Source organism: Duganella radicis (assembly GCF_009720825.1).
In the GTDB taxonomy this organism is placed as follows: Bacteria; Pseudomonadota; Gammaproteobacteria; order Burkholderiales; family Burkholderiaceae_D; genus Rugamonas; species Rugamonas radicis.
In genome coordinates, this window is record NZ_WNKY01000004.1 from 25,566 (window position 1) to 47,965 (window position 22,400).

Genomic DNA, 22,400 nt, shown 5'->3' on the forward strand with positions numbered 1-22,400 from the left:
GAGGCTGGCACCGGTTTTTGCTATGCTCGCGAGCATAGCAATCGGGAGGGCCGTCAGATGATGGTTATCTAGTTTATGAAAAATAGCTGCGGCAAGACGAACTGCGGGGAACAGCGCAGGAAATGGCGTGCTGATGGTATTCCGCAAGTCCTCTCGGCCATCGTTTGTCTTGCTCTCGCGTCATCGGCGCTTGCCCGCTCTCCCCTGCATGACCGTGTCCTCGATCTCCGCGAACAAAGCCGCCTCAACCCGGAACAGGTACTGGAACAGTTGTTCAAGCTGGAGCCTCAGATGGGCTCGGAAGCGCCGCCAGCGCGGGCGGAGCTGCTGGCACAGATCAGCATCACGCAGGAACGTTTGAACCAAATCGACGTCGCACTGATCAACGCCGATAAACTCATCGCCTACGGCACCGCGCTGCATGACGACGCGATTGTCGCCAAAGGCATGCTGACCAAGGGCTGGGTATTCTACGGACGCAACGACACCAAGGGGGCACAACGCCTGGTCCGGGAGGCGGAGACGCTCGCCAGACGCAGCGCCAATCCTGCCCTGTTGGCGCAGACCGCGACCGCGGCGGGCGAGGCGGCTGACGAGCAAGGCGATTTCCCAACCGCGCTGGCCAAATTACAGTTGGCGGTCGATACCGCGCGCAAGGTCACCGATGACCCGGTGCCACTGCTGAACGCGCTCAAAACGCTGATCCGGCTCTATATCCACGCCAAGGAAAAGGAGAAGGCGTATGCGGCGCTGGACGAATTGCAAGCGCTCGTTAAACAGCAGCCCTCTCTGGTGCGAACGGTGCAGTTCAAAACCGCCGAATACAACGTCAACGACAGCTTCGGCGAACCCAGGCGCGCCCAACTTGCTTTGCTGGACAGCCTGGCCTTGCAGCGTCAGCTCGGCTTGAAGGGAATGCTCACCTCCACTCTGGACAATTTGTCCGACAGCTACCTGCGACAATCCGATTATGCGCGCGCGGCGCAATATGCGTCGGAAGCGCTGTCGTTAGCCAAGGGAAGCAATGTCACGGCTGGCGAGGCTGTCGCCCACATCAATCTGGGCCATGCCTATCTGGGCCTGCGCCGCGTAGCCGAGGGTAAAGGCCAGTACGAGGCCGGCCTGGCCTGGTTCGAAAAGAGCGGCGACAAGCCGCAACTGCAAGAGGTGCTGCTCGAATATGGCCAGGCATTGGAAAATGCGGGCGACTTGCACAGCGCGCTGCGCGCCTATCATCGTGAACGCATACTGTCGAGTGAGCTGTTCGAGGTGGAGCGCCGAAAGTCCATGCTGGAGCTGCAAGAGAAATATGAAGCCGAAAAAAGACAGCACCAGATTGAACTGCTCAGCAATGAAAACCGGATCAAGAGCGCGCAGATCGACAACCACCGCCTGAGGCAGCGCATCTGGTGGCTGCTGTCGATGGTATTCGGGGTGACGACCTTGGCGGTCGGGCTGCTGTACCGCAAGGTACGGCATGCCAACGCCGCATTGGCAACAAAGAACCTGGAGCTCAAGGTACTGTCCACACACGATCCGTTGACCTCGCTGTACAACCGTCGCCATTTCCAGGATCACATGCACGGCGCCCCCGCCAGCGGGCAAGGCCAGCCGGCCGACAACACCATCGGTGCTCTTTTTCTGCTCGATGTAGACCACTTCAAGCATATCAATGACAGCTATGGCCATGCGGCCGGCGACGCCGTCCTCAAAATAGTCGCCGAGCGCCTGCGGGTCGCATTGCGCGGGACAGACATGATCGTGCGCTGGGGTGGCGAAGAATTCCTCGCTTACCTGCCGACCATTCCGTGCGACGGCGCGGACGACATCGCGCGCCGCATCCTGAATGAGATTTCAGCCACGCCGGTCAGATATGGCGAACACGCGATCACGGTCCAGGCATCGCTCGGGTTCGCTCCTTTTCCTCTGGCCTACCGTCACATGCCACTACCGTGGGAGCGGGTGGTTAACCTGATCGACATGGCGCTGTACCTGGCAAAAACCCAAGGCCGCAATCGTGCTTACGGCGTCCAGGGGTTCAGTGATGCCAGGCATGCTACGCTGGATGTGATCGAGAAGAACCTGGAACACGCTTTTCACATGGGATTGGTTGGTCTGAGCGTGGTTCTGGGCTGCGCACCCGATCATGCGAGCCAGCCGTGTGCGTGAGGCTGTCGGCACGGCTTAGGGTTTTAGCTCCTCGACGATCGCCACGCCCCAAGGTTTGATGGTGAGCGCCTGCCCTCGCCCGACACGCTTGCCTGACAACAGCTCGGTGCCATCCGGGTACTCGTACCGTATGGTTTGTTGTTTGGCGGAGTAATTCAGCAGATAGCGCACGTCATGGCCGTTGTTTAGCGTGCCGCCACGGACGATCAATGGGAAGCTGGCCTTGGGCAGGTCGAGCCCTGCCCGCTTGACTTGATCGGCCAGCAGTTTGCCGATGATGGCGTCGGTCGGCATGAAGCCGACATAGCTCACCTCGCCCCGGCCATAATTGTTGCGGGTAACGGCCGCGTACGCTGGCCACGACGGATGCTTGTAGCGGGCGACGACCTGGGCGGTGGTTGGCGTGACGAATTCCATCCACCAGCGCGCCTGGTTGTCGGCTTTGCCGACGCCGAACGGATCGCCATCCAGCGTGACGTCAAGCGGCGTGGTGAACTGGTGATAGCGCACGCCGGCCGCCTCGCTGATCGCGCCCGGCTGCACCGCGTAGCGCACCTTGGTATTCTCATCCGAAAAGCCGCTGCGGAAGGTGTAGAGCAGATGGCCGCCGGCTTTCGCATAGTCGTTCAGGCGGGCGATCTCGGCATCGCTGGCGGCATACAGCGACGGCACCACAATCAGCTTGTAATCGGACAGCGGCTTGGTCGAGGACGGCGAAAGAATGTCGACTTCCACATTCATGCGATACAGGGCGTCGTAGTAGGGACGCATCGCCTCGTTGTAGCTGAGCGATTTTCCGTCCACCTGGATTTTGAACGCGTCAAATCCCGCTTGCGCGATATTGCTGACATAGAATGCGACCTTGTTGGTCTTCTTCATGTCGACCAAGGCCGGCCCAAGCCGCTTCAGATCGGCGCCGATGGTCTTGACCTCGGCATACACCTCGTTGGGCTGGTAATCCTGCGACAGCACGCCGCGCCAGTAAGTTTCGATGGCGTTGGCGGTGGTCGCCCAGTGCCAGTACCCCACCATATTCGCACCGGAGGCCAGATGGCTGAAGGCCTGTAGCCGCAACTGGCCCGGATACGGCGTCCACTGCGGGAATCCCTGCGCCTCGGTCTCCAGCACCAGATAGTTCTGGCCGTTACGCATCGAACGCGTCAGGTCGCCGCCGAAGGCAATCTCGGCGCCGGTGAGTTTGTCCTGGCTCGGATGATAAATGTCGATGCCGGCGACGTCGAGCGGTTTGGCCGCTTCCCAGTGATCGACTTCCGGCTGCACGCCAAAGGAATGGTCTTTCCAGCCCAGATCGAAGTTCTGCGTGATGAACTGGTCCTTGCGCGCATGCGCGCGCACCAGATCCGCTTGCCAGGTCAGGTATTCGGTGACCAGTTCTCTTTGAAACTGGGCAAAGGCGTTCGACAGGCTGGCGTTGATCGAGCCATTGGTGGACGGGAAATCGGCCCAGTCGTTGATGCGGTTGCTCCAGTAATCCAGGCCGAACGCGCGGTTTAATGCGTCCAGGTCCGGGAACTTTTTACGCATCGATGCGACGAACGCCGCCTGCACGTTGGGCCCGCTGGTGAAGTAGGCCTTGGTCTCGTTATCGACCTGATAGCCGATCACCGCCGGATGGTCCTTCACATGCTCCACCAGCTTGACGATCACACGCTCCGCCGCGCGGCGGAATTCGGCGTTGGTGATGTCCATGTTTTGCCGGCGGCCATACTCGGCGCGGCCGTTCGGGGTGGTAACCAACACATCGGGATGCTGGCGCGCCAGCCAGGTTGGCACGGCATAGGTCGGCGTGCCGATGATGACTTTGATGCCGGCCTGATGAAACGCGGTCAGCATCCGGTCCACGTGGGAGAAGTCAAACACGCCTTCGGATTTTTCCAGCGTGCCCCAGGTTGACTCGGCGATCCGGACCACGTTGATGCCGGCCTCTTTCATCATGCGGGCATCTTCGTCGACCCGGTCTACCGGCGTGTATTCCGAGTAGTAGGCCACGCCATACAGGATGGTGTCTGGCAGTTGCGCGGCGGCGCTGTTGAAAGCTGCCAGCGCCAGGCCGGCGCCGCATGCGTATTGACGCAGGCGCTTGTGGATCGGTCTCATCCTCTCTCCCATTTTAGAGTTATATCGACCATCCTAGCCCGCCGCTTGCCGGTCATCCAATCATATTTTTATTGCAAGCGATAATTTTTTTGCCCTATCCAAAGACCTGCTTCAACGATTGCGCGACCACAAACGCGTCGCTCCACGCTTCCAGCTGCGCCACACTGGCCTTGGCCAGCTTCTTGCGCGCGGTCTGGGGCAATGGGCCGAAGCGCAATTCAAGCTGCCGCTCCAACAGCAAAACCGCCTCTTCCTTGCGCCCCCGCTGCAACCCCTGCTCGATGCCTTTTTCGATGCCTTTTTCAATACCTTGCTTCAGGCCTATCTTGATGCCATTGTCGATGAATGTTTGTTCCAATTGATTGTACTCTCTCATTTCGTGCTCCTTTTCCAACCTGGAAATAGCCCGCAGGTAGCGTTGGTGATACGGGTCTGGCAGGAGGCGTGTCAAATGCACTTTGGCCGCATAGAGTTTGTCCGGATCATGATGAGCCTGCTGCGTGAGCCAGTGAGCCAGTGTGACCCAGGCGATCGGATTGCTTGAGGCCTCCAGCGCGTCGATATCGACTACGTGATCGAGCAGTTTTGCGGTGCGGAAGATGAATTCCTTTACCGTGCCTTGTAACTGTTGGCGGAAATGGCGCGGACGCCAGTTGGGATGCTCGTCGGCCAGCAGTGCCAGGCTGACTACCGGCAGGCCATATGCCTCGCTGATACGGTCATTGTAGTCGCGCATGCGCCGCGCCAGTTTTGCAAAGCATGCGTCAGCGCAGCTTTCCAAGGCACATCATAACGGGCGGGCGGAGCGATATTCGGCATCCGCCCAGTCTGCTGCAAGACTCCGCCACGCCGTATGACAAATTACAAAATCCAGCTATTTGGTCGGGTCTTTCACCGCGTCGTAGCGGTCGATCTCCACCGCGCCATAGCTACCGTTGGCCAGTTTGTCGATGCGGCGGATGTAGATGGTTTGCACGATGTCGTTGGTTTGCGCATCGATCATGACCGTGCCGCGCGGGCTGGCCGCCTTGTAGCCTTTGACCGCGCCGATAAACGCCAGACCGTCCGTCTTGCCGCCGGTTTTGCCCAGCGCGGCGGCGATCAGCGCCATGCCATCGTAGGCGGAAGCGGCCTGGAAATTGGGCTTGAAGCGGTTGTTCACGGTTTTGGCAAACGCCACCATGAAGGCGGCGTTGTCGGCGCCGGGACGCGAGAAGGCATAAAAACCAGCCGTGTAGATGCCGGCCATGGCCTCGCCCGCAGCGGTCAGCACATCCTCATCGGCCCAACCCTCGCCGCCCAGGAAGCGGATGCCGGCCTTGTCCAGCCCTTTCTCGCGATACGCCTTCATGAAGGCCACCATCGGCTGGCCGTTTGGCAGGAACACGTGAACCGCATCCGGCTTCGCATCCTTGATGCGCTGGATGAAGGCGCTGAAATCCACCGTGGCCAGCGGCACTTTCACCGAATCGATGATGGTCCCGCCCGCGGCCTGGAAACTCTTGTTGAACCACGCCTCCGCATCATGCCCGGGCGCGTAGTCGGCCACAATGGAGAACACCCGGCGCGAGCCGGATTTGTAGGCCCATTGCGCCAGCGGCTGCACCGACTGCGCAATGGTGTAGGAAGTACGGGTCAGATAAGGCGAGCGCGCCGTGATCGCCGATGCCGCCGCGTTCATGATCACCATCGGCTTTTTGGCACGCTCGCTGACGCCGGCCGCGGCGATGGCGTTCGGCGTGAACACGAAGCCGGCCAGGATGTCCGCCTTGTCCCGGCTGACCAGCTCCGTGGCCAGCCGCTTGGCCACTTCCGGCTGCGGACCGGTGTCGTCCTTGTAAAGGATTTCGATTTTCCTGCCGGCCGCCTGGCCGCCGTTCATGCGCATCCAGGTATCGATCCCGGCCCGCATCTGTTCACCGCTCTGCGCGGCCGGCCCGCTCAGCGAGGTGATGACGCCGATACGGACGGTATCGGCATGGACGGCGCCAGCGCACAGGCATAACGCCGCGATCAGCACGTGTTTCATATGGTCTCCATTGTTTGAGTTTTGTATGAAACATGATCGTGGACTATCGAGAATTTTAAAATGGAATAAACCGAATAACGTTTATGCGAATTCCGGATTCCCTGCCAAGCCGCCAGGCGCCGCCGGGGCAGCGATAAGCTATAGTGCTGTTTTCTCCCCCGCGATTTACGGATGATACTCGGTCACCTCTGGCGTTTCCTTTGCATCGCCTTGCTCAGCGCGCAGCTGACGACGGCCACGGCCGCCATGCCGCTGCTGTCGGATTACAACCACAAGGCCTGGAGCGTGCTGGATGGCGCGCCGGTGGATGTCATGAAGTTCGCCCAGACCAGCGACGGCTGGCTGTGGATGGCCACGCCCGCCGGCCTGTGGCGCTACGACGGCGTGCGCTTCGAGCGCGTGGACAGCGTCTACGGCCATCCGCTCAAATCCAACATCCTGATCGGCCTGGCCGCCACGGCGGACGGCGCACTGCTGGTCGGCTACCAGCTGGGCGGCGTCAGCGTGTTCCGCAAGGGCTATACCCGCACCTTCAGCGAGGCAGACGGCCTGCCTGGCGGCATTGTGTTCCATCTCGAACCGGCGCCGGATGGCTCGGTGTGGATAGGCGCGCGCGGCGGCCTGGCGCGCCTGCTGCCTGCGGGCGACCGCATCGAACGGCTGGGCGGGGATGTGGGCCTGCCGAAAAAAGGCGTGTTCCAGATCCTGCTCGCCGGCGACGGCACGCAGTGGATCGCCACCATGGAGAGCATTTACTACCGCCGTCCCGGCGAGACCGCCTTTCATCAGGCCTGGCCGCGCACCCTGCTGTACGCCATGGCGGAGGCGCCGGACGGCGCCATCTGGGCCTGCGACCCGCGGCGCAATTACTACCGCGTGCAGACCACCCGGCCGGCGCACCCCGGTTTGCCGGCGCCAGCCTTCAGGGGGCGCGGCCTGCGCTTCGACCGCGATGGCGTGATGTGGGTGCTGCAAAACGAAGGCCTGGAACGCCGCTTGGACCTTGGCCCCAGTTCGCCGGCGCAAAGGCTGACACCGCAAAACGGCTTGAGCGGCACCACGCCCGGCGCCATCTTCCAGGACCGCGAAGGCAATCTCTGGCTGGGCACCGCCACCGGCGTCGACCGCCTGCGGCCAAACCGGCTCAAGCCGGTAACGCCGGAACTGCAACTGGAAGGCCCGGCCATCCTGCCCGGCCCCGACGGCTCGACCTGGGTGGGCGATATCTGGAATGGCCTGCGCAGCGTGGACGGCAACGGCGTGTCGCGCCACATCGCCAGCGGCCAGATCGGCGCCACCCACTGGAGCGCCGACGGCGTGTTCTGGTACGCATGGAACAACCAGCTGCTGCGCCGCGCGGCCGACGGCACGGTCACCGCCTTCCCGCTGCCGGAAGGCTTTCAGAACCGCCTGGCGCACGCCATCCAGTCGACACGCGACGGCGCCGTCTGGGTTTCCTTCCACGGCGGCGGCTTGTTCAGGATGAACAAGGGGGTCTGGACGCGCGATGGCGGCCTGGCGGGCCTGCCCAGGGAAATGACGTCCTCAATGACCACCGACACCCAGGGAGCCATCTGGATGGCGCACGCCGACAACAGCATCACCCTGCTCAGCGAAAATGAACAGGGCGGCCCCACGCTCAGGCGGCTGGATGGCGGCAATGGCCTGGGCGCCGGCATCGTGATGCAGCTGTACCGCGATGGCAACGACATCTGGGTCGGCGGCGAGCGCGGCGTGTTCCTGTACCGCGATGGCCGCTTCCAGCAACTGCGTGGCAGGAATGAGGAAACCTTCCGTGGCGTCTCCGGCATTGTGCGCCTGCCGGACGGCGAGCTATGGCTGAACGGGGCAGATGGCATCTACCGCGTCGGTGCGGGTGCGCTGGCCGCGTGGCGGCAGGACGGCCGCGCCGCCGTGGACTTCGAACGATTCGATGCGCTGGACGGTCTGCGCGGCCATGCGCAACAGATCCCGTCCAACCCTTCGCTGCTGCGCACCCGCGATGGTCATTTGTGGTTCACCACCGACTACACGGTGGCGCAGATCGATCCCTCGCACGTGCGGCGCAATCCGCTGCCGCCGCCGGTGTACCTGCGCAGCGTGGAAGCGGGCGACCAGAGATTCCAGGTCGACGACGTGCGCCAGCTGGAACTGCCCAAGGGCAGCAAGCAGTTCTCGGTGTCGTTCACGGCGCTCAGCCTGTCGATACCGGAGCGCGTGCGCTTCCGGTATCGCTTGCTGGGACTGGACGACAGGTGGGAGGAACCGCACGGCCGGCGCGAGGCTTACTACACCAATCTCCCGCCGGGCAATTACCGCTTCGAGGTGATCGCCGCCAACGAGGACGGCGTCTGGAACACCCAGGGCGCGGCGCTCGACATCCGCATTCCTCCGACCTTTGTGCAAACACCGTGGTTCATCGTGCTGCTGGCGCTGGGCGCGCTGCTGCTGGTGTGGGGCGCCTACCTGCTGCGGGTGCGGGTGATCACGCGGCGCATGCGGGACACCTTCCTGACGCGCATGGCGGAGCGTTCACGGATTGCGCGCGCGCTGCACGACACGCTGCTGCAAAGCGTGCAGGGATTGATCCTGAGCTTCCAGATGTACGCCAACAAGTACGCCCCCGGCTCGCAGGACCGCGTGCGTCTGGAAAAAACACTGGAGATGGCGGAACAGCTGCTGGTCGACGGCCGCGATCAAATCATGGATTTGCGCGCCGCTTCTTCGCCGGACGACCTGGGACCGGGTCTGGCGCAGTTCGGCCAATGGCTGGCGGAACATGGCAGGCACACTTTCAGCGTCCAAGTGCGCGGCACGCCGGTCCGTTTGCGGCCGGACGTGCACGAGGAAGTCTATGCGATTGCGCGCGAAGCGCTGTACAACGCTTCGCGCTACTCGGAAGCAAAGAACATCAGGCTGGAACTGGCGTACTCGCCGCGCCAATTCAGCCTGAGCGTGCGCGACGACGGCCGGGGACTGGACGATCACACGCTGAATGCCGGCCAGCGCCCCGGCCACTGGGGACTGGTGGGCATGCGCGAGCGGGCCGGCTGCATTGCGGCCAAACTGGCCATTGTCAGCCGTCCGGCGCAGGGCACGGAGGTCTCGCTGGTGCTACAGGCGCGCAACGCCTATGAGCCAGCCCAGGCGGCAGCGCGGTAGGCGGACGGCGACACGCCCATCCAGCGGATGAAGGCGCGGCGGAAGTTGGCGGTGTCGGTATAGCCCAGCGTGAAGGCTATTTCATCGACGGACAGCTTGCCCAGCTTGAGATGCTCGACCGCCAGCCGCAGGCGTACCTCGTCGATCACGGCGCGGTAGGATGTGCCCTCCTCCACCAGCCGCCGGTGCAGGGTGCGCGGCGTGACGTTGAACAGGCGTGCCGCCACGTTCAGCGAGGGGAAGCTGCCTTGCGATTCCAGCAGCAGCCGTTGCAGCTTGCCGGCCCAGCTTTGCCGCTGGGCGCTTTTGTCCAGCTCTATCTGGCAAACCTGAATGGCCTGGCGCAGCGTGACCGGATCGGCCATGCTGAGCGGGATGTCAAGTCCATCGGCGGCGAAGGCAAAGCCGCACCACGGCTGGCCATACCGCACAGGGCAGCCGAACATCTCCTCCGCCAGCGCCGCATACGGCGGCTGCTCAAGTGGAAAGCACACATGCAGCGTGCGCACCGCGCCGCCGGTGATATGGTCGAACAGATTCTTGATGGTGAGGACAATGGTGTCCAGCACCGAGCGCCGCACCACTTGCAGCGGAATGGCTTCCTCGACGATGATGCGCACCGCGCCATCCACGGCGGCATGGCGCACCCGCACCAGTTGCGTGCGGATTTGCAGGTACTGCTCCATCAGCGCGATAGCGTCGCGCAGGGTGGCGCTGTTCATGGCCGCGTAACCCAGCATGCCGTGGCTGTTGATCTGCATGCGCTCCCCCACCAGCAGGCCGAAGGCCGGTTCGCCGGTGGCGCTGATGGCGTCCTGCACCAGTTGCTCGAATTCGTCCAGCGCCAGCACCTGCACATCGCCGGCGGGCACGGCATCCCAGCGCTTGCGGCGGAACGAGGCAGGCATCCGCGCATCCATGCGCGCGACCTGGTCGGCGATCTGGCGGATGTACTGAACCGGGAGTGTGAATTCTTGGGAGCGCATGGTTCATTGTCAATAAATGACTATTTAATGTCAATAATCCACCTCGTCCCATATGCACCCGCACCCTACCATGCTGCAATCACACTACAACATAGAGGCCAGGACCAGTATGGAATTTGATTTTGTCGTCGTAGGTGGAGGCTCGGGCGGCGCAACGCTGGCCGCGCGCCTGAGCGAAGATCCGAATGTGTCGGTGTGCCTGATCGAAGCCGGCGGCGATGGCCGCGGCATTCTGGTGCGCGCGCCGGCGGCCGTGGCAAGCATGGTGCCGGGCCGGCCCCGGATCAACAACTACGCTTTCGAGACCGAGCCGCAGCCCGGCCTGAATGGCCGCCGTGGCTACCAGCCGCGCGGCCGCTGCCTGGGCGGTTCCAGCGCCATCAACGCCATGCTGTACATCCGCGGCCAGCGCCAGGACTATGACGACTGGGACCGGAATGGCGCCACCGGCTGGTCGTTCAATGACGTGCTCCCCTACTTCAAGCGCGCCGAAGGCAATCAGCGCGGCGCCTGCGATCTGCATGGCGCCGACGGCCCGCTGCAAGTCGGCGAGCAGCGCAACCCGCGCAGCATCACCGAGGACTTCGTGCGCGCCGGCGTGGAGTGCGGCTATCCGCGCAATCATGATTTCAACGGTCCGCAGCAGGAAGGCGTGGGCCATTATCAGGTGACGCAATTCCACGGCGGTGCGCGCAACGGCGAGCGTTGTTCGGCTGCCGCGGCCTACTTGCATCCGGTACAGGACATCCGCCACAACCTGACGGTGCTGACGGAGACGCAAGCGACGCGCGTGCTGTTCGATGGCCGCCGTGCCGCCGGCGTTGAAATCAAACGCGCCGGCGTGGTGTCGCAGGTGCGCGCGCGCAGGGAGGTGGCGCTGGCCGGCGGCGCCTTCAACACGCCGCAGTTGCTGATGCTGTCCGGCGTCGGCGATCCGCAGGAACTGGCGCGGCATGGCATTCCCGTGCATCACGCCCTGCCCGGCGTGGGCAAGAACCTGCAAGACCATCTGGATTACATCCTGGCCTATCAGTGCAAGGAAAAGGACTTGTTCGCGCTGGCGCCGGGCGGCGTGCTGCGCGTGACCAGGGAAATCGCCAAATGGCGCAAGACCGGACAAGGCATGATCGCCACGCCGTATGCGGAAGGCGCGGGCTTTATCAAATCGTCGCCGCAGCTGGAGCGGCCCGATTTGCAGCTGCACTTTGTGATCGCCATGGTGGACGACCATGCGCGCAAGCTGCGCTACGGCTACGGCTTTTCCTGCCACGTGTGCGTGCTGCGGCCGAAGTCGCGCGGCGAGGTGGGGCTGCGCGATGCGAATCCGTTGTCGGCGCCGCGCATCGATCCGCGCTTCCTGTCGCATCCGGACGATGTGTCGCTGCTGATGGCCGGCGCGCGCAAGACCGACGCCATCGTGAACGCGCCATCGCTGGCCCGGCACATGCCGCGCAATCTCTATCCGGTGGATTTCAACGACGATACGGCACTGGCGGCACAGATCCGCGCGCGCGCCGACACCATTTACCATCCGGTCGGCACCTGCAAGATGGGCACCGACAAGATGGCGGTGGTGGACCCGCAGCTGCGCGTGCATGGTCTGCACAGCTTGCGGGTGGTGGACGCTTCGGTGTATCCCACAATCACCAGCGGGAATACCAACGCGCCCACCATCATGATCGCCGAACGCGCGGCGGAGTGGATGCGTCAGCTTACAGTTTGCTGACCGTAACCGCCTTGCCTTTCTGTACCTTGGTCAGATACACCTTGTTCAGGCCCTGGTGGTCTTGCGGGCCGAAGGCGATATCGAGTCCGCCAAAGTTGCTGCTTAACTTTTCCAGCGACGAGAGAAGGCCGGCACGCGTCAGATCGGCGCCGGCTTTCTTCAGGCCTTCCACCAGCACCACTGCGTCGATATAGCCTTCAAACGAGGTATAGTCGTAGTCGCTGACGCCGGAAGCCTTCATGTCGGCCTGATACTGCTTGACGATCGGCAGGCTGTCATCAAACGGCGACGGCACCACCTGGGTAATGTAAACGCCCTCGGCGGCGTCACCGGCCGCCTTGATGAAGTTGGCGGTGCCGACAAACGACAGGTTGAAGAATTTGGGCTTGAAGCCGGCGGCATGGGCCTTCTGCACCAGCGCGGCGCAGGCTTTGTACGTGCCGACCATCAGCACCGCTTCCGGCTTGGCCTGCAACAGCGCCGCCAGGCCGGCATCGACGTCCTCGGTATTGCGCAGGTAATGGCCTTCGCCGGTGATATTCAGCTTGCGCTTTTGCAGCGACAATTGCAGACCTTCCTTGCCGACCTTGCCATAGGTGTCTTCCTGATAGAACAAGCCGATCTTGGTAATGCCGGCATCGCTCACCAGACGCTCGACCTGGAGTTCAATCTCGTTGAAGTAGGAGGAGCGGATGTTAAAGACATTTTTATTCAGCGGCGCGCGCAGGAATTCCGCGCCGGTGAATGGGGCGAAGAACGGCACATTGTTGTCGTTGACCAGCGACAGCGCGGCCTTGCTGGTGGGCGTGCCCACATAGCCAAACAGGGCGAACACCCCGTCTTTCTTGATCAGCTTTTCGGTCGCGGTGGCGGTGCGCTGCGGGTCATAGCCATCGTCCTCGCTGATCAGGGTGATCTTCCGGCCATGGACGCCGCCGGCGGCATTGACCTTCTTGAAATAAGCTTCGCTGCCCGCCTTGATGCCTTGCCCGAGGGCGGCGGTGGGACCGGACTGGGCATTGGCCATGCCTATTTTGATTTCGGTAGCGGTGACGCCGGTTTCCGCACGGGCGACGGACATCATGGCAAAGAAGAGACTCAGAAGGACAGTACGGGCGGCGCGTTTCATTTTATTCCTTTCGCAGTCCGCCGGGACCAGCCCGGCGGTAACTCAAAGATGCGGATGAGAACCCGGTCCCACAGTATCCTTCCAAGCAACACATTTCAATAGCGCACGCACAACGTTTCGTCATACAGTGCAAATAGCATGAAGCAAGTGACAATATTGTCGCAGCGTAGCCACACGGATCAGATCACGCCGCGGCGTTTCTGGTCACGCTCGATGGACTCGAACAGGGCTTTGAAGTTGCCCTCGCCGAAGCCATCGTCGCCCTTGCGCTGGATGAACTCGAAGAACACCGGGCCCAGCTGGGTCTCGGAAAAGATTTGCAGCAGCAGGCGCGGCTTGCCGTCCACCACCGAGCCGTCCAGCAGCAGGCCGCGTGCTTGCAACTCGTCGGCATTTTCGCCGTGGCCCGGCACACGGCTGTCCAGCATTTCATAGTAGGTGGCTGGCGGCGCGGTCATCAGCGGTACGCCGGCGGCGCGCAGCTTGTCGACGGTGCCGATCAGGTCGTCGCTCAGCAGCGCGATGTGCTGGATGCCTTCGCCGTTGAACTTCATCAGGAACTCTTCGATCTGGCCGCCGCCGGCCTTGCCCTCTTCGTTCAGCGGAATGCGAATCTTGCCGTCCGGCGCGGTCATGGCGCGCGAGGTCAGGCCGGTGTATTCGCCCTTGATGTCGAAGTAGCGGATTTCCTTGAAGTTGAACAGGCGCTCGTAGAACGAAGCCCAGTAGCTCATGCGGCCGCGATAGACGTTGTGGGTCAGGTGGTCGATGATCTGCAAGCCATGGCCGGCCGGGTGGCGCTCCACGCCCTCGATGAATTCGAAATCGATATCGTAGATCGAGGCGCCGTCTTCAAAGCGGTCGATCAGGTACAGCGGCGCACCGCCGATGCCTTTGATGGCCGGCAGGCGCAGCTCCATCGGGCCGGTCTGCATGTCCATGGCCTGTGCGCCCAGTTCCAGCGCGCGCTTGTAGGCCTGGTGCGAATTGCGCACGCGGAAAGCCATGCCGCAGGCCGACGGGCCATGCTCCGCCGCGAAGTAGGCGGCCGGGCTGTTAGGCTCCTGGTTGATGATGAAGTTGATGCCGCCCTGGCGGTACAGCTGCACGTTCTTGGAGCGGTGATTCGCCACCTTGGTGAAGCCCAGTTGCGCGAACACGGTTTCCAGCAGGCCTGGCACCGGCGAAGCGAATTCCACGAATTCAAAGCCCATCAGGCCCATAGGGTTGTCGAACAAGTCTGCCATGTTATTTTTCCTTTTTAAAGTTGTGATAGCTGCCAGTGCCGCGCGTGACCAGCACGTCTTCGGGCAGGATGGTGCCCGGCTGAAGCACCGGCTTTTGCTGTACCTGTTCGTACAGCGGGGCGAAATCGGTGTGCGCCAGTTGCAGCAGCTCGTCGAGATCGCGAATGACAAAATAGGTTTCCTGGAAGTCGTCGATGCGATAGTCGGTCTGCATCACGCGCGGCAGGTCGAAGCGCACGCGGTTGGGCGAGGCATCGTCCAGCGCAAAGATCGATTCGGTGTAGGAGGAGACGATGCCCGCACCATACAGACGCAGGCCGTCCTTCTGCTGCACCAGGCCAAATTCCACGGTGTACCAGTAGACGCGCGCCAGCAGATCCAGCACGCCCTTTTCCTTGGCGCGCAGGCCGCCCACGCCATAGGCCTGGATGTAGTCGGCGATGATGGGGTTCATCAGCAGCGGCACGTGGCCGAACACGTCGTGGAACACGTCCGGCTCTTGCAAGTAGTCCAGCTGGTCGGCGCTGCGTATGAACTGGCCGGCCGGGAAGCGGCGGTTGGCCAGGTGTTCGAAGAACACTTCGTCCGGCACCAGTCCCGGCACGGCGACCACTTGCCAGCCGGTGTGCCGCATCAGCACTTCGCTCAGCAGGCGGAAGTCCGGGATCTTGTCCGGGGCGATCGGCAGCGCGCGCATGCCGGCCAGGAACTCATTGCAGGCGCGGCCTTCCAGCAGCTTGCTCTGGCGTTCAAACAGCGTTTTCCACACCGCGTGCTGCTGCGGCGTGTATTTGTCCCATTGCTGGTCGATGGTCCAGTCGTCGCGCTGGCCCGGCGGCAGGTCAGACAGATGCATGAGCGTGACCTTTCGCGGCGGCGTCGCAGAACAGCGCCATGTCGATATCGCGCTGCGTCAGACCGCCCGCATCATGGGTGGTCCAGGTGATGCTCACCTTGTTGTAGACGTTGCTCCACTCGGGATGGTGGTTGCGCTTTTCGGCCGTCAGCGCGACGGCGCTCATGAAGGCGAAGGCTTCCACAAAGCCGGCGAACTTGAAGTCGCGGCTGATGGACAGCTGGTCCGCCGCCAGCGTCCAGCCTTGCGGCACTGGTACTTTGGTGAGGTCGATTTTTTCCATCTCAATTCTCCGTCATGACTTGAACCATGGCCTGCGCCACCGGCGCCACGCCCGCGTTGCTCAGGGCCGCCAGACACATGCGGCCGGAATCGATCAGATACACGCCATGTTCATCGCGCAGTTTGCGGATTTGTTCGACCGGCAAGCCGGTGAAGCTGAACATGCCCTGCTGGATGCGCAGGTATTCAAAATCGCCGCCCGGCAGGCGCGCTTGCAACTCGGCGTGCAGCGCGGAGCGGATGTGCTTCATGCGCACACGCATGGCGGTCAGTTCCTGTTCCCACTGGGCGCGCAGCTGCGCGTCTTGCAGCACGGCGCCGATCACGCGCGCGCCATAGCCTGGTGGGCTGGAGTAGTTCTTGCGCACGGCCGATTGCAGTTGGCCCAGCACTTTCGCCGTTTCGCCGGCGTCCTTGCAGGTGACGTGCAGCGCGCCGCAACGCTCGCCGTAGATGGCGAAATTCTTGGAGTAGGAACTGGCGACCAGCAAAGGGATATTCTGCTCCGCAAAATGGCGGATCGCAAATGCGTCTTCTTCGATGCCGCCGCCAAAGCCCTGGTAGGCGATGTCGAAGAACGGCAGCAGGCTGCGCTCCTGAACCACCAGCGCCAGCTCGCGCCATTGCTGCGGGTTGAGGTCGGCGCCGGTCGGATTGTGGCAGCAGGCGTGCAGCACCACGACGTCGCCGGCCGGCAGGCCGCGCAGTTGGTCCAGCATGGCGTCGAAGGCCACGCCGTGGGTTGCGGGCGAATAGTACGGATAGGTTTTGACTTCAAAACCGGCGCCGCCGAAGATGCCTTTGTGGTTGTCCCAGGTTGGATCGCTGACCCACACGCGGGCTTGCGGGAACCATGCCTTGAGAAAGTCGGCGCCGACTTTCAGCGCCCCCGAGCCGCCCAGGGTCTGAATGGTGGCGATGCGTTCCGCGTTGGCACCGCCGAACACCAGCTTGCGCGATTGTTCGCGGTAGGCGGGCGAGCCGGCCATTGGCAGGTAGGGGTGCGGGTGGAACGACTGGGCCAGCTGCTTTTCTGCGGCGGCAACAGCGCCCATCAACGGAATGCGCTGCTCGTCGTTGAGGTACACGCCAATGCTCAGATTGATCTTTGCCGGCCGAGGATCGGCGACGAATTGCTCGTTGAGCGTGAGGATGGGGTCCCCAGCAAATGCTTCAATATGCCGAAACATTTCGTCTCCTGTTTTTATGATGAAAACAGGAAGAGCTTAAACCTCAAAAGCCGGGAAAAGTAACCGCTTTTAACGGAGTTTTGTATAATCTACGCACAAATTACTCACATACACCAACCGAGGCGCACAAAATGATCACCACCATCGACAAGTTCGATTTGCAACTGCTGACCGAGCTCCAGCGCGACGGCCAGGCCACCAATAGCGCCCTGGGCAACAAGATCCACTTGTCCACCTCGCAGGTGAGCCGGCGGGTGCAGCGCTTGCAGGAAGGCGGCGTGATTGACCACTATGCGGCCATCATCGATCCGGTGGCGGTGGGTCTGGATGTGCTGGCGTTCACCGAGGTGACGCTGGATCATCACAGCCCGTCCGCCAGCGAACGTTTTGAGAAGGAAGTGGCGGAGCTGGCCGAGGTGACCGAATGCTACACGCTGGCCGGCCGCGCCGACTACCATCTGCGCGTGGTGGCGCCGGATCTGGCGTCGCTGTCCAGGTTCATGACGGAGAAGATCCTGCGCATCCCCGGCGTGGCGCAAATGAAGTCCACCGTCACGCTGCGCAAGATCAAGCACACGCACATGCTGCCGCTGGATCACGTAATGCAGCCGACCGAGACCCGCAAGCGCATTCAGTTCACCTGAGCGAGGAACCGCCGCACGGCTTGCAGCACCAGCGCAGGATATTCGCGTTGCGGCGAGTGATGGCAATCCGGCAGGACAACGACTTGCGACGGGCCGCTGGTCAAGCGGGCGATGAGGCGCGGGTGCTCCAGCGAGCCGTATTCATCACGGTCGCCGTGCAGCGCCAGCAACGGACAGCGGACGTGCGGCGCGCTTTGCCCGATGCGCCAATCGGCGAAGCCGGTGGACAGCCAGGTGTCCAGCCATGCGTGCAGCACCCACGCTGCCTTGTCGCCGTGATATTTGGCCAGGCGTTCCAGTTGACCCGGTTGCGCGAAGGCGGCTTGCGCCTGCCGCAGACCGTCGACGATGCCCCGGTCGACTTGCGCCTGTGCGGACATGGTGATCAGGGCGTCGCAGTCATCGGCATACAGTGACGCGCAACTGGCGGCCATGCCGCCGCCCACACTGTAACCGAAAGCGACGAAGCGGCCGATGTTCAAAGCATTGCGCAGCAAGGGAAAGTACAGGCGCGCCTCGTCTTCAATGAAATGGATCGACCAGCCGCCCGGATGCGGCGCCGACTGGCCGAAGCCGAAGCGGTCGTAGGCGATCACCTTGCGGCTGGTGGCCTCGGCCAGCAAAGCGGGGAAATCGCGCCACAAAGCGACGCAGCCCAACGAATCGTGGAACAGGATGATGGGCGTTCGGCCCGCGCACGTCGCATCGGCTGGCGTCCAGCAGCGCGCATGCAATTGACCGTGCGGCGTGGCAAGATTGAATACTTGTTCGGGCATGGGGGCATCATACACCAGCGCTCGGCTGCCGCTGGGGCGGCTGATGTCTGGATGCGCCCTGCGCCTAGCGCCGGCGACGGCGCGTGCTGTGGCTCTTGCGACTCTTGCGGCGGGAGGCGGAACGGGCCGGCGGCCTGTGGCGTGTTTTGGTTTCGCCAGACTCGGACCGCTGCTTATTGACGATACGCGCCGCCACTTCCTCCTCGCGGCCGGCGTAACGTCCCTCCTTTTTGAACTTGCGCTCCAGCTTTTGATACTCGCGCTCGCGCTTCGGGCTGGCTCCTCTGGGCATGGCGGCCTCCTTCGTCAGCTATTGTTGCAGGATAAGCGTTGCAAGCCTGTGGTTCTGTTAAGCACTTAACCAGCGACAGCGATCAATTCGGCTTCCAGGCCTGCCACGACCTGAGCCAGATTGGCCTTGGCCATCTCCCTGCGACCATCTCGCGACTCCTTTGCTTCTTGCGAATACAAGCGGTACAGCAACGGTGAACCGCCGGGCTCGGGCGCCACGGTTTCAAACCAGTCGCCGCTGAACACGGGAAGTACTTTATTCCCCCCAACCTTGAAGCCCAGCGAGCGAAGCGGATACAGATCCATGATCTCGATCAGGCGCTTATCGAATGTCAGGAACGCTGTAAAGAAATACCGGGCATCCTTTCCAGATTTTAGCCGCGCTCGAGTTCGAGCCAACCATGATTTAATCGTCGGGCAACGTTGTCTTTTCCATGTTTTTGCCTCGTTGGCTGTTCGTTTGCTTGCCGGATTGCCCCTCTCAGTTGGCCCCTCCCCGACGGTGTTTCCTGATATGCCCAGGCGTCTGGCTATTTCTCGACACGGGCACCTGGTCGCGAATGCGCCCGTATTTATTATGGGGTGAAGTGAGCCAACTTTCCGTGCAAATCAACAACCTACAGCGATGGCTACGCTCTTAGGGCACTTGCCGGGGAAATTGCTTGTAAAACCCAGCAACGCGGGCAAATGACTCTTTCGGTGCCCATGGGGGGATTTGGCGCGATCGCGGGTCGTCCTTCGGATAGGTCTTGACTAGCGCATAACTGACCATATCCAAATCCTTGGCCCCGGAACCGTGCGTATACAGGGGGAACGAAAAGACGTAAATAAAGACCCCGTCCACGCCCGCTTGGCTCAACAATCGCAGTTGTTCGTCCACATAGTCCGCCTGCTCTCTTTCGCTGCGCGCCGGTATTTTCCCGCCAGCGAACCTGCCAGAGCCGTCTTCGTTCTGGCCCTCCAGAATCGTAAAGCCGGTGGAACCTCGCGGACCGGCCCCTTCATACGCGCAGCACCCGACTTCCATGACGACCAGCGGCTTGTTTTGACGGAAGCGGTCAAGGCCGGCTACATACTCCTTCTCCGGCTCGCCGTTACGATAGTGATCGACGCCAACTAGATCGAACAGGGTCCAGTCCACCATTTCCCATGCGCCGGACGCGTAGGAAACTTTCCCACCAAATTCCTCTCGCACCGAGGTGACAATCGAGCGCAGCACCGCATTGAGCTCCGTGCCACGCTTGAGCAGTTCGGTATAGTCAACCTTCGATTTGTCGGCGCCACCGAAAGAGCTCAGCCACGACGCTCTTTCCATTATTCCCGATCCCGGGAACAGTCCCTCGTTGAACAAGGTGATTTCGCAACCGCAAACGAATACCAATTCTACGCCCTCAGCGCGTAGCTGCTCGGCCGCTCGAGCAGCCAATCTGTAGTATTCCGACAAGTCGGTAACCGGCACGTTCATCTTCCAAGGATTAAAAAACACCGTCATCCCTTCCGCGTGCGCGATGCGGCTTGCCACAAGCAGGCGGCCAATATCTTCCCCTTCAATGCGTACGGCGTTGCAGTGCAGCTTTCGTCCGATGGTCTGCAAGTCATAACGCGCCAACTCAAGGTCGAAAGGCTCCACCGAAAGAGGCTGCCGGGCAGCGAAACGTACCCCAACGTCGTATACCACGCCGCGATACGTGGGACCGCCCGAGCCTGATTTATACATCGGACCTGCGCAGGCACCGATGGACGACAAAGCGGCAAGGCCGAGTGTCTTGGCAAGAAAGCTTCGGCGTTTGTAATGCGATCGGTTCATAAGTATTCCTTAAGTAGTGAAGCAAGCTTTGGCAGCCGTAGCCATTGTTAGGGCGCCAGCAATTTCTCCAAGGCACGGATTAGAACAGCTTGTGCATCGAATCGGCTCAGGCTACCGTTAGCGGCACTCTTCCAAGAGGCAAAAAGCAGGCCCCACAAGGCCTGTTGGAACCAGGCAGGATGAAGTGAAGTGTCGATCGAACCGTCCACATGGCCTCGCTCGATCAACATCCTCATGGTCGGATCGGCAACGTCCAGCGTCACGAGTTGGTCCTCCCGCGACAAGCTGACATATGCGGCGATTAGCAGATCGGCACGATCGAAAAACGCATGCGCCAGGCGAAGCAGGCGTATTCGCGCCAGGTCGTTTCCAACGTTTGCATAGGCTGCTAGTACCTCGTCGCCGGCGCGCTGACGCAGGGCGTGCACGAGGCTTTCGCGTTCCGGAAAATGGCGGTGCACGGTACTGCGTGACATGTTGGCGTTCTGGGCAATCTGCGCAATGGTTGCTCCGGGATCGCGCGCCAAGACCCAAGCAGCTGCATCCAGTATTGAGTTGCGCGTTCGATCAGATACGGGGCTAGACGATGTGACATTCATTTTTTTTGAGACTCCACCATCTCATTATGACACATTGATGTCCCAAAAAAAACAATATTTATCAATTCCCCTTGCGATACATGTCCGGCTTAGAAGCGGTTTCAAAAACGATGATGTCACAGCAACCTCAGCTATATCAGGTCCTGTGAATGTCATCCAGTGATTCGTGATCGCACGCTGGAATGGATAACGGTAGCGAATTCGTTTCGAAGGTCATGGACAAATGGGCATACGAGCGCGAGGTGGAGTTGGACTGCGACCGGCGAGGCAAGTCGACCGACAACGCCAAGGTGGAAAGCTGCAATGGGCGCTTCCGACAATGGATCCTACCGAACCGCACGGCATCGCCGACCAGGGCTGATCGACATCAGAAATCGCGTCAAGCGAGCACGGCACGGCCAGCGGTGATGCCAGCTCACTCGCCAGAGAACACGCCTGCCGTCGCGTCCGAGGCCGCGAATAATTGCGCCACCACCGAGCGCAGCCAGATCAACTTGGGATCGTTGTGGAAACGGCGATGCCAGTGTTGTTTTAGGTCATATGAGGGTATCTCCACCGGGGGCAGCACCACTCGTACTTTGCTCGAATCTGCAAAGGCATTGCCAACCGGCCCCGGCAGCACGACGACCAGATCCGAATCGGCGATGATGGTTGGAATACTCATGTAATGCGATGTCCTCAGGACGATGTTACGGACGATCTTTCGTGACGCCAGTTCCGCCTCGAACATCTCCTGGCTGCGCCCGCCGTCTTGAACGAAGGCGTGCTCCGCCTCCGTGAATTGGCTCAAGGTCATGCGCGCGCCCTGAATAGCGTGACCTGTTCGCACCATGCACACGAGCGTGTGGGAGAACAAACGCTGCTGGTACATATTACCCTGTTTGAGATCGGGAAAATAGCCCAACGCCAGATCCACCGCGCCCTGGTTCAATGCTTCCTCCAACTGCTGTGGCGGCAGACTTACCGAACGGACTTTGGCCTGCGGCGCCGCCTCGCGCAGAAAGTTAAACAATGCGGGAAGAAAGACAATCTCACCAATCGCGCTCAAGCAAAAAACGAATTCGTCTCGGGACTTCTGTGGATCAAATATCGCGCTGCGCAGGATATCCGCGTCGATCAGGCCGATGACCTCACGCGTTTTGCCGATGATGCGCTGCGCGCGCGGGGTAGGCAGCATCGCGCCAGCCTGACGAATAAACAATGGGTCACCGAGTGATTCGCGTAAACGCGCCAACGCGGCGCTGGCGGCCGGCTGGCTCATTTTCAGTTGGGCGGCGGCGGCGGTCACGCTGCCGGTATCGTACACCGCCACCAGCAGACGCAGCAAATTAAGATCTGTTCTCATTACATAGTGGGAAGTTTTAGCCGTCTCTTGCGAGTCTATTTCTG

At 61.6% G+C, this 22,400-nt stretch carries 19 protein-coding genes and 1 pseudogene; 5 read left to right on the forward strand and 15 right to left on the reverse strand.

The genetic code is table 11. The features are described from left to right. Positions 1–75 precede the first annotated feature (75 nt). Positions 76–2,169, forward strand: a complete 2,094-nt coding sequence (locus GM676_RS06205) for a GGDEF domain-containing protein (RefSeq protein ID WP_155462565.1) — start codon at positions 76–78, stop codon at positions 2,167–2,169. A gap of 15 nt (positions 2,170–2,184) precedes the next feature. On the opposite strand, the gene GM676_RS06210 is transcribed toward GM676_RS06205, so the two are convergent. From GM676_RS06210 to GM676_RS06220, 3 genes are all read right to left on the reverse strand, one after another. Then, on the reverse strand, positions 2,185–4,287 hold the full coding sequence (locus GM676_RS06210) for a beta-galactosidase (protein WP_155462566.1): 2,103 nt from the start codon (positions 4,285–4,287) through the stop codon (positions 2,185–2,187). A 94-nt stretch (positions 4,288–4,381) separates the two neighbouring features. Then, entirely contained in the window at positions 4,382–5,023 is a 642-nt protein-coding gene (locus tag GM676_RS06215) for a DUF4351 domain-containing protein (RefSeq protein ID WP_155462567.1), read from the reverse strand. A gap of 138 nt (positions 5,024–5,161) precedes the next feature. After that, complete coding sequence (locus tag GM676_RS06220; RefSeq protein ID WP_155462568.1) at positions 5,162–6,316, reverse strand: ABC transporter substrate-binding protein; 1,155 nt, start codon at positions 6,314–6,316, stop codon at positions 5,162–5,164. 171 nt (positions 6,317–6,487) lie between these two features. On the opposite strand from GM676_RS06220, the gene GM676_RS06225 reads away from it, so the two are divergent. After that, on the forward strand, positions 6,488–9,478 hold the full coding sequence (locus GM676_RS06225) for a sensor histidine kinase (RefSeq protein WP_229262560.1): 2,991 nt from the start codon (positions 6,488–6,490) through the stop codon (positions 9,476–9,478). Here the strand turns inward: GM676_RS06225 and GM676_RS06230 are convergent. Beyond that, positions 9,448–10,464: an AraC family transcriptional regulator gene (locus tag GM676_RS06230; RefSeq protein WP_155462569.1), complete on the reverse strand. Its 1,017-nt coding sequence runs from the start codon at positions 10,462–10,464 to the stop codon at positions 9,448–9,450. The genes GM676_RS06225 and GM676_RS06230 overlap by 31 nt on opposite strands. Positions 10,465–10,573: 109 nt before the next feature. On the opposite strand from GM676_RS06230, the gene GM676_RS06235 reads away from it, so the two are divergent. Beyond that, positions 10,574–12,190 (forward strand): GMC family oxidoreductase, encoded by a 1,617-nt coding sequence (locus GM676_RS06235; RefSeq protein WP_155462570.1) that lies wholly within the window; start codon positions 10,574–10,576, stop codon positions 12,188–12,190. On the opposite strand, the gene GM676_RS06240 is transcribed toward GM676_RS06235, so the two are convergent. The 5 genes from GM676_RS06240 to GM676_RS06260 all read right to left on the reverse strand — a co-directional run bounded on the left by GM676_RS06240 (position 12,177) and on the right by GM676_RS06260 (position 16,894). Continuing rightward, positions 12,177–13,274: an ABC transporter substrate-binding protein gene (locus GM676_RS06240; protein WP_155462571.1), complete on the reverse strand. Its 1,098-nt coding sequence runs from the start codon at positions 13,272–13,274 to the stop codon at positions 12,177–12,179. The two genes, GM676_RS06235 and GM676_RS06240, sit on opposite strands and share 14 nt — an antisense overlap. 224 nt (positions 13,275–13,498) lie before the next feature. Next, entirely contained in the window at positions 13,499–14,566 is a 1,068-nt protein-coding gene (gene hppD, locus GM676_RS06245) for a 4-hydroxyphenylpyruvate dioxygenase (RefSeq protein WP_155462572.1), read from the reverse strand. Position 14,567: 1 nt separating this feature from the next. After that, a complete protein-coding gene (gene phhA / locus GM676_RS06250; RefSeq protein WP_155462573.1) occupies positions 14,568–15,422 on the reverse strand; it encodes a phenylalanine 4-monooxygenase in 855 nt (284 codons plus the stop codon). Then, entirely contained in the window at positions 15,409–15,705 is a 297-nt protein-coding gene (locus tag GM676_RS06255; protein ID WP_155462574.1) for a 4a-hydroxytetrahydrobiopterin dehydratase, read from the reverse strand. The genes phhA and GM676_RS06255 overlap by 14 nt, the downstream gene beginning before the upstream one ends. Before the next feature lies 1 nt (position 15,706). Further along, positions 15,707–16,894, reverse strand: coding sequence for an amino acid aminotransferase (locus GM676_RS06260; RefSeq protein ID WP_155462575.1), 1,188 nt, complete (start codon positions 16,892–16,894; stop codon positions 15,707–15,709). Between the two features lie 131 nt (positions 16,895–17,025). Between GM676_RS06260 and GM676_RS06265 the strand changes: the two genes are divergently transcribed. Then, positions 17,026–17,538: an Lrp/AsnC family transcriptional regulator gene (locus GM676_RS06265; RefSeq protein WP_155462576.1), complete on the forward strand. Its 513-nt coding sequence runs from the start codon at positions 17,026–17,028 to the stop codon at positions 17,536–17,538. Here GM676_RS06265 and GM676_RS06270 read toward each other — a convergent pair. The 5 genes from GM676_RS06270 to GM676_RS06290 form a co-directional block, all read right to left on the reverse strand. Then, the gene (locus GM676_RS06270) at positions 17,526–18,314 is read right to left on the reverse strand and encodes an alpha/beta fold hydrolase (RefSeq protein ID WP_155462577.1); all 789 of its coding nucleotides are present in this window, start codon (positions 18,312–18,314) and stop codon (positions 17,526–17,528) included. The genes GM676_RS06265 and GM676_RS06270 overlap by 13 nt on opposite strands. Positions 18,315–18,378: 64 nt before the next feature. Then, a complete protein-coding gene (locus GM676_RS06275; protein ID WP_155462578.1) occupies positions 18,379–18,606 on the reverse strand; it encodes a hypothetical protein in 228 nt (75 codons plus the stop codon). Between the two features lie 65 nt (positions 18,607–18,671). Further along, the gene (locus GM676_RS06280) at positions 18,672–18,911 is read right to left on the reverse strand and encodes a hypothetical protein (protein ID WP_155462579.1); all 240 of its coding nucleotides are present in this window, start codon (positions 18,909–18,911) and stop codon (positions 18,672–18,674) included. A 331-nt stretch (positions 18,912–19,242) separates the two neighbouring features. Continuing rightward, positions 19,243–20,412 (reverse strand): glycoside hydrolase family 113 protein, encoded by a 1,170-nt coding sequence (locus GM676_RS06285; RefSeq protein ID WP_229262561.1) that lies wholly within the window; start codon positions 20,410–20,412, stop codon positions 19,243–19,245. A gap of 47 nt (positions 20,413–20,459) precedes the next feature. Beyond that, positions 20,460–21,011 carry a TetR/AcrR family transcriptional regulator gene (locus GM676_RS06290; RefSeq protein WP_155462580.1) on the reverse strand — a complete coding sequence of 184 codons (552 nt, stop codon included), beginning with the start codon at positions 21,009–21,011 and terminating at the stop codon, positions 20,460–20,462. Positions 21,012–21,196: 185 nt separating this feature from the next. Here GM676_RS06290 and GM676_RS06295 point away from each other — a divergent pair. Further along, a pseudogene (locus GM676_RS06295) lies at positions 21,197–21,328 on the forward strand (IS3 family transposase); the annotation flags it as partial. Between the two features lie 98 nt (positions 21,329–21,426). Here the strand turns inward: GM676_RS06295 and GM676_RS06300 are convergent. Continuing rightward, the gene (locus GM676_RS06300; RefSeq protein WP_229262562.1) at positions 21,427–22,338 is read right to left on the reverse strand and encodes a LysR family transcriptional regulator; all 912 of its coding nucleotides are present in this window, start codon (positions 22,336–22,338) and stop codon (positions 21,427–21,429) included. Positions 22,339–22,400 lie beyond the last annotated feature (62 nt).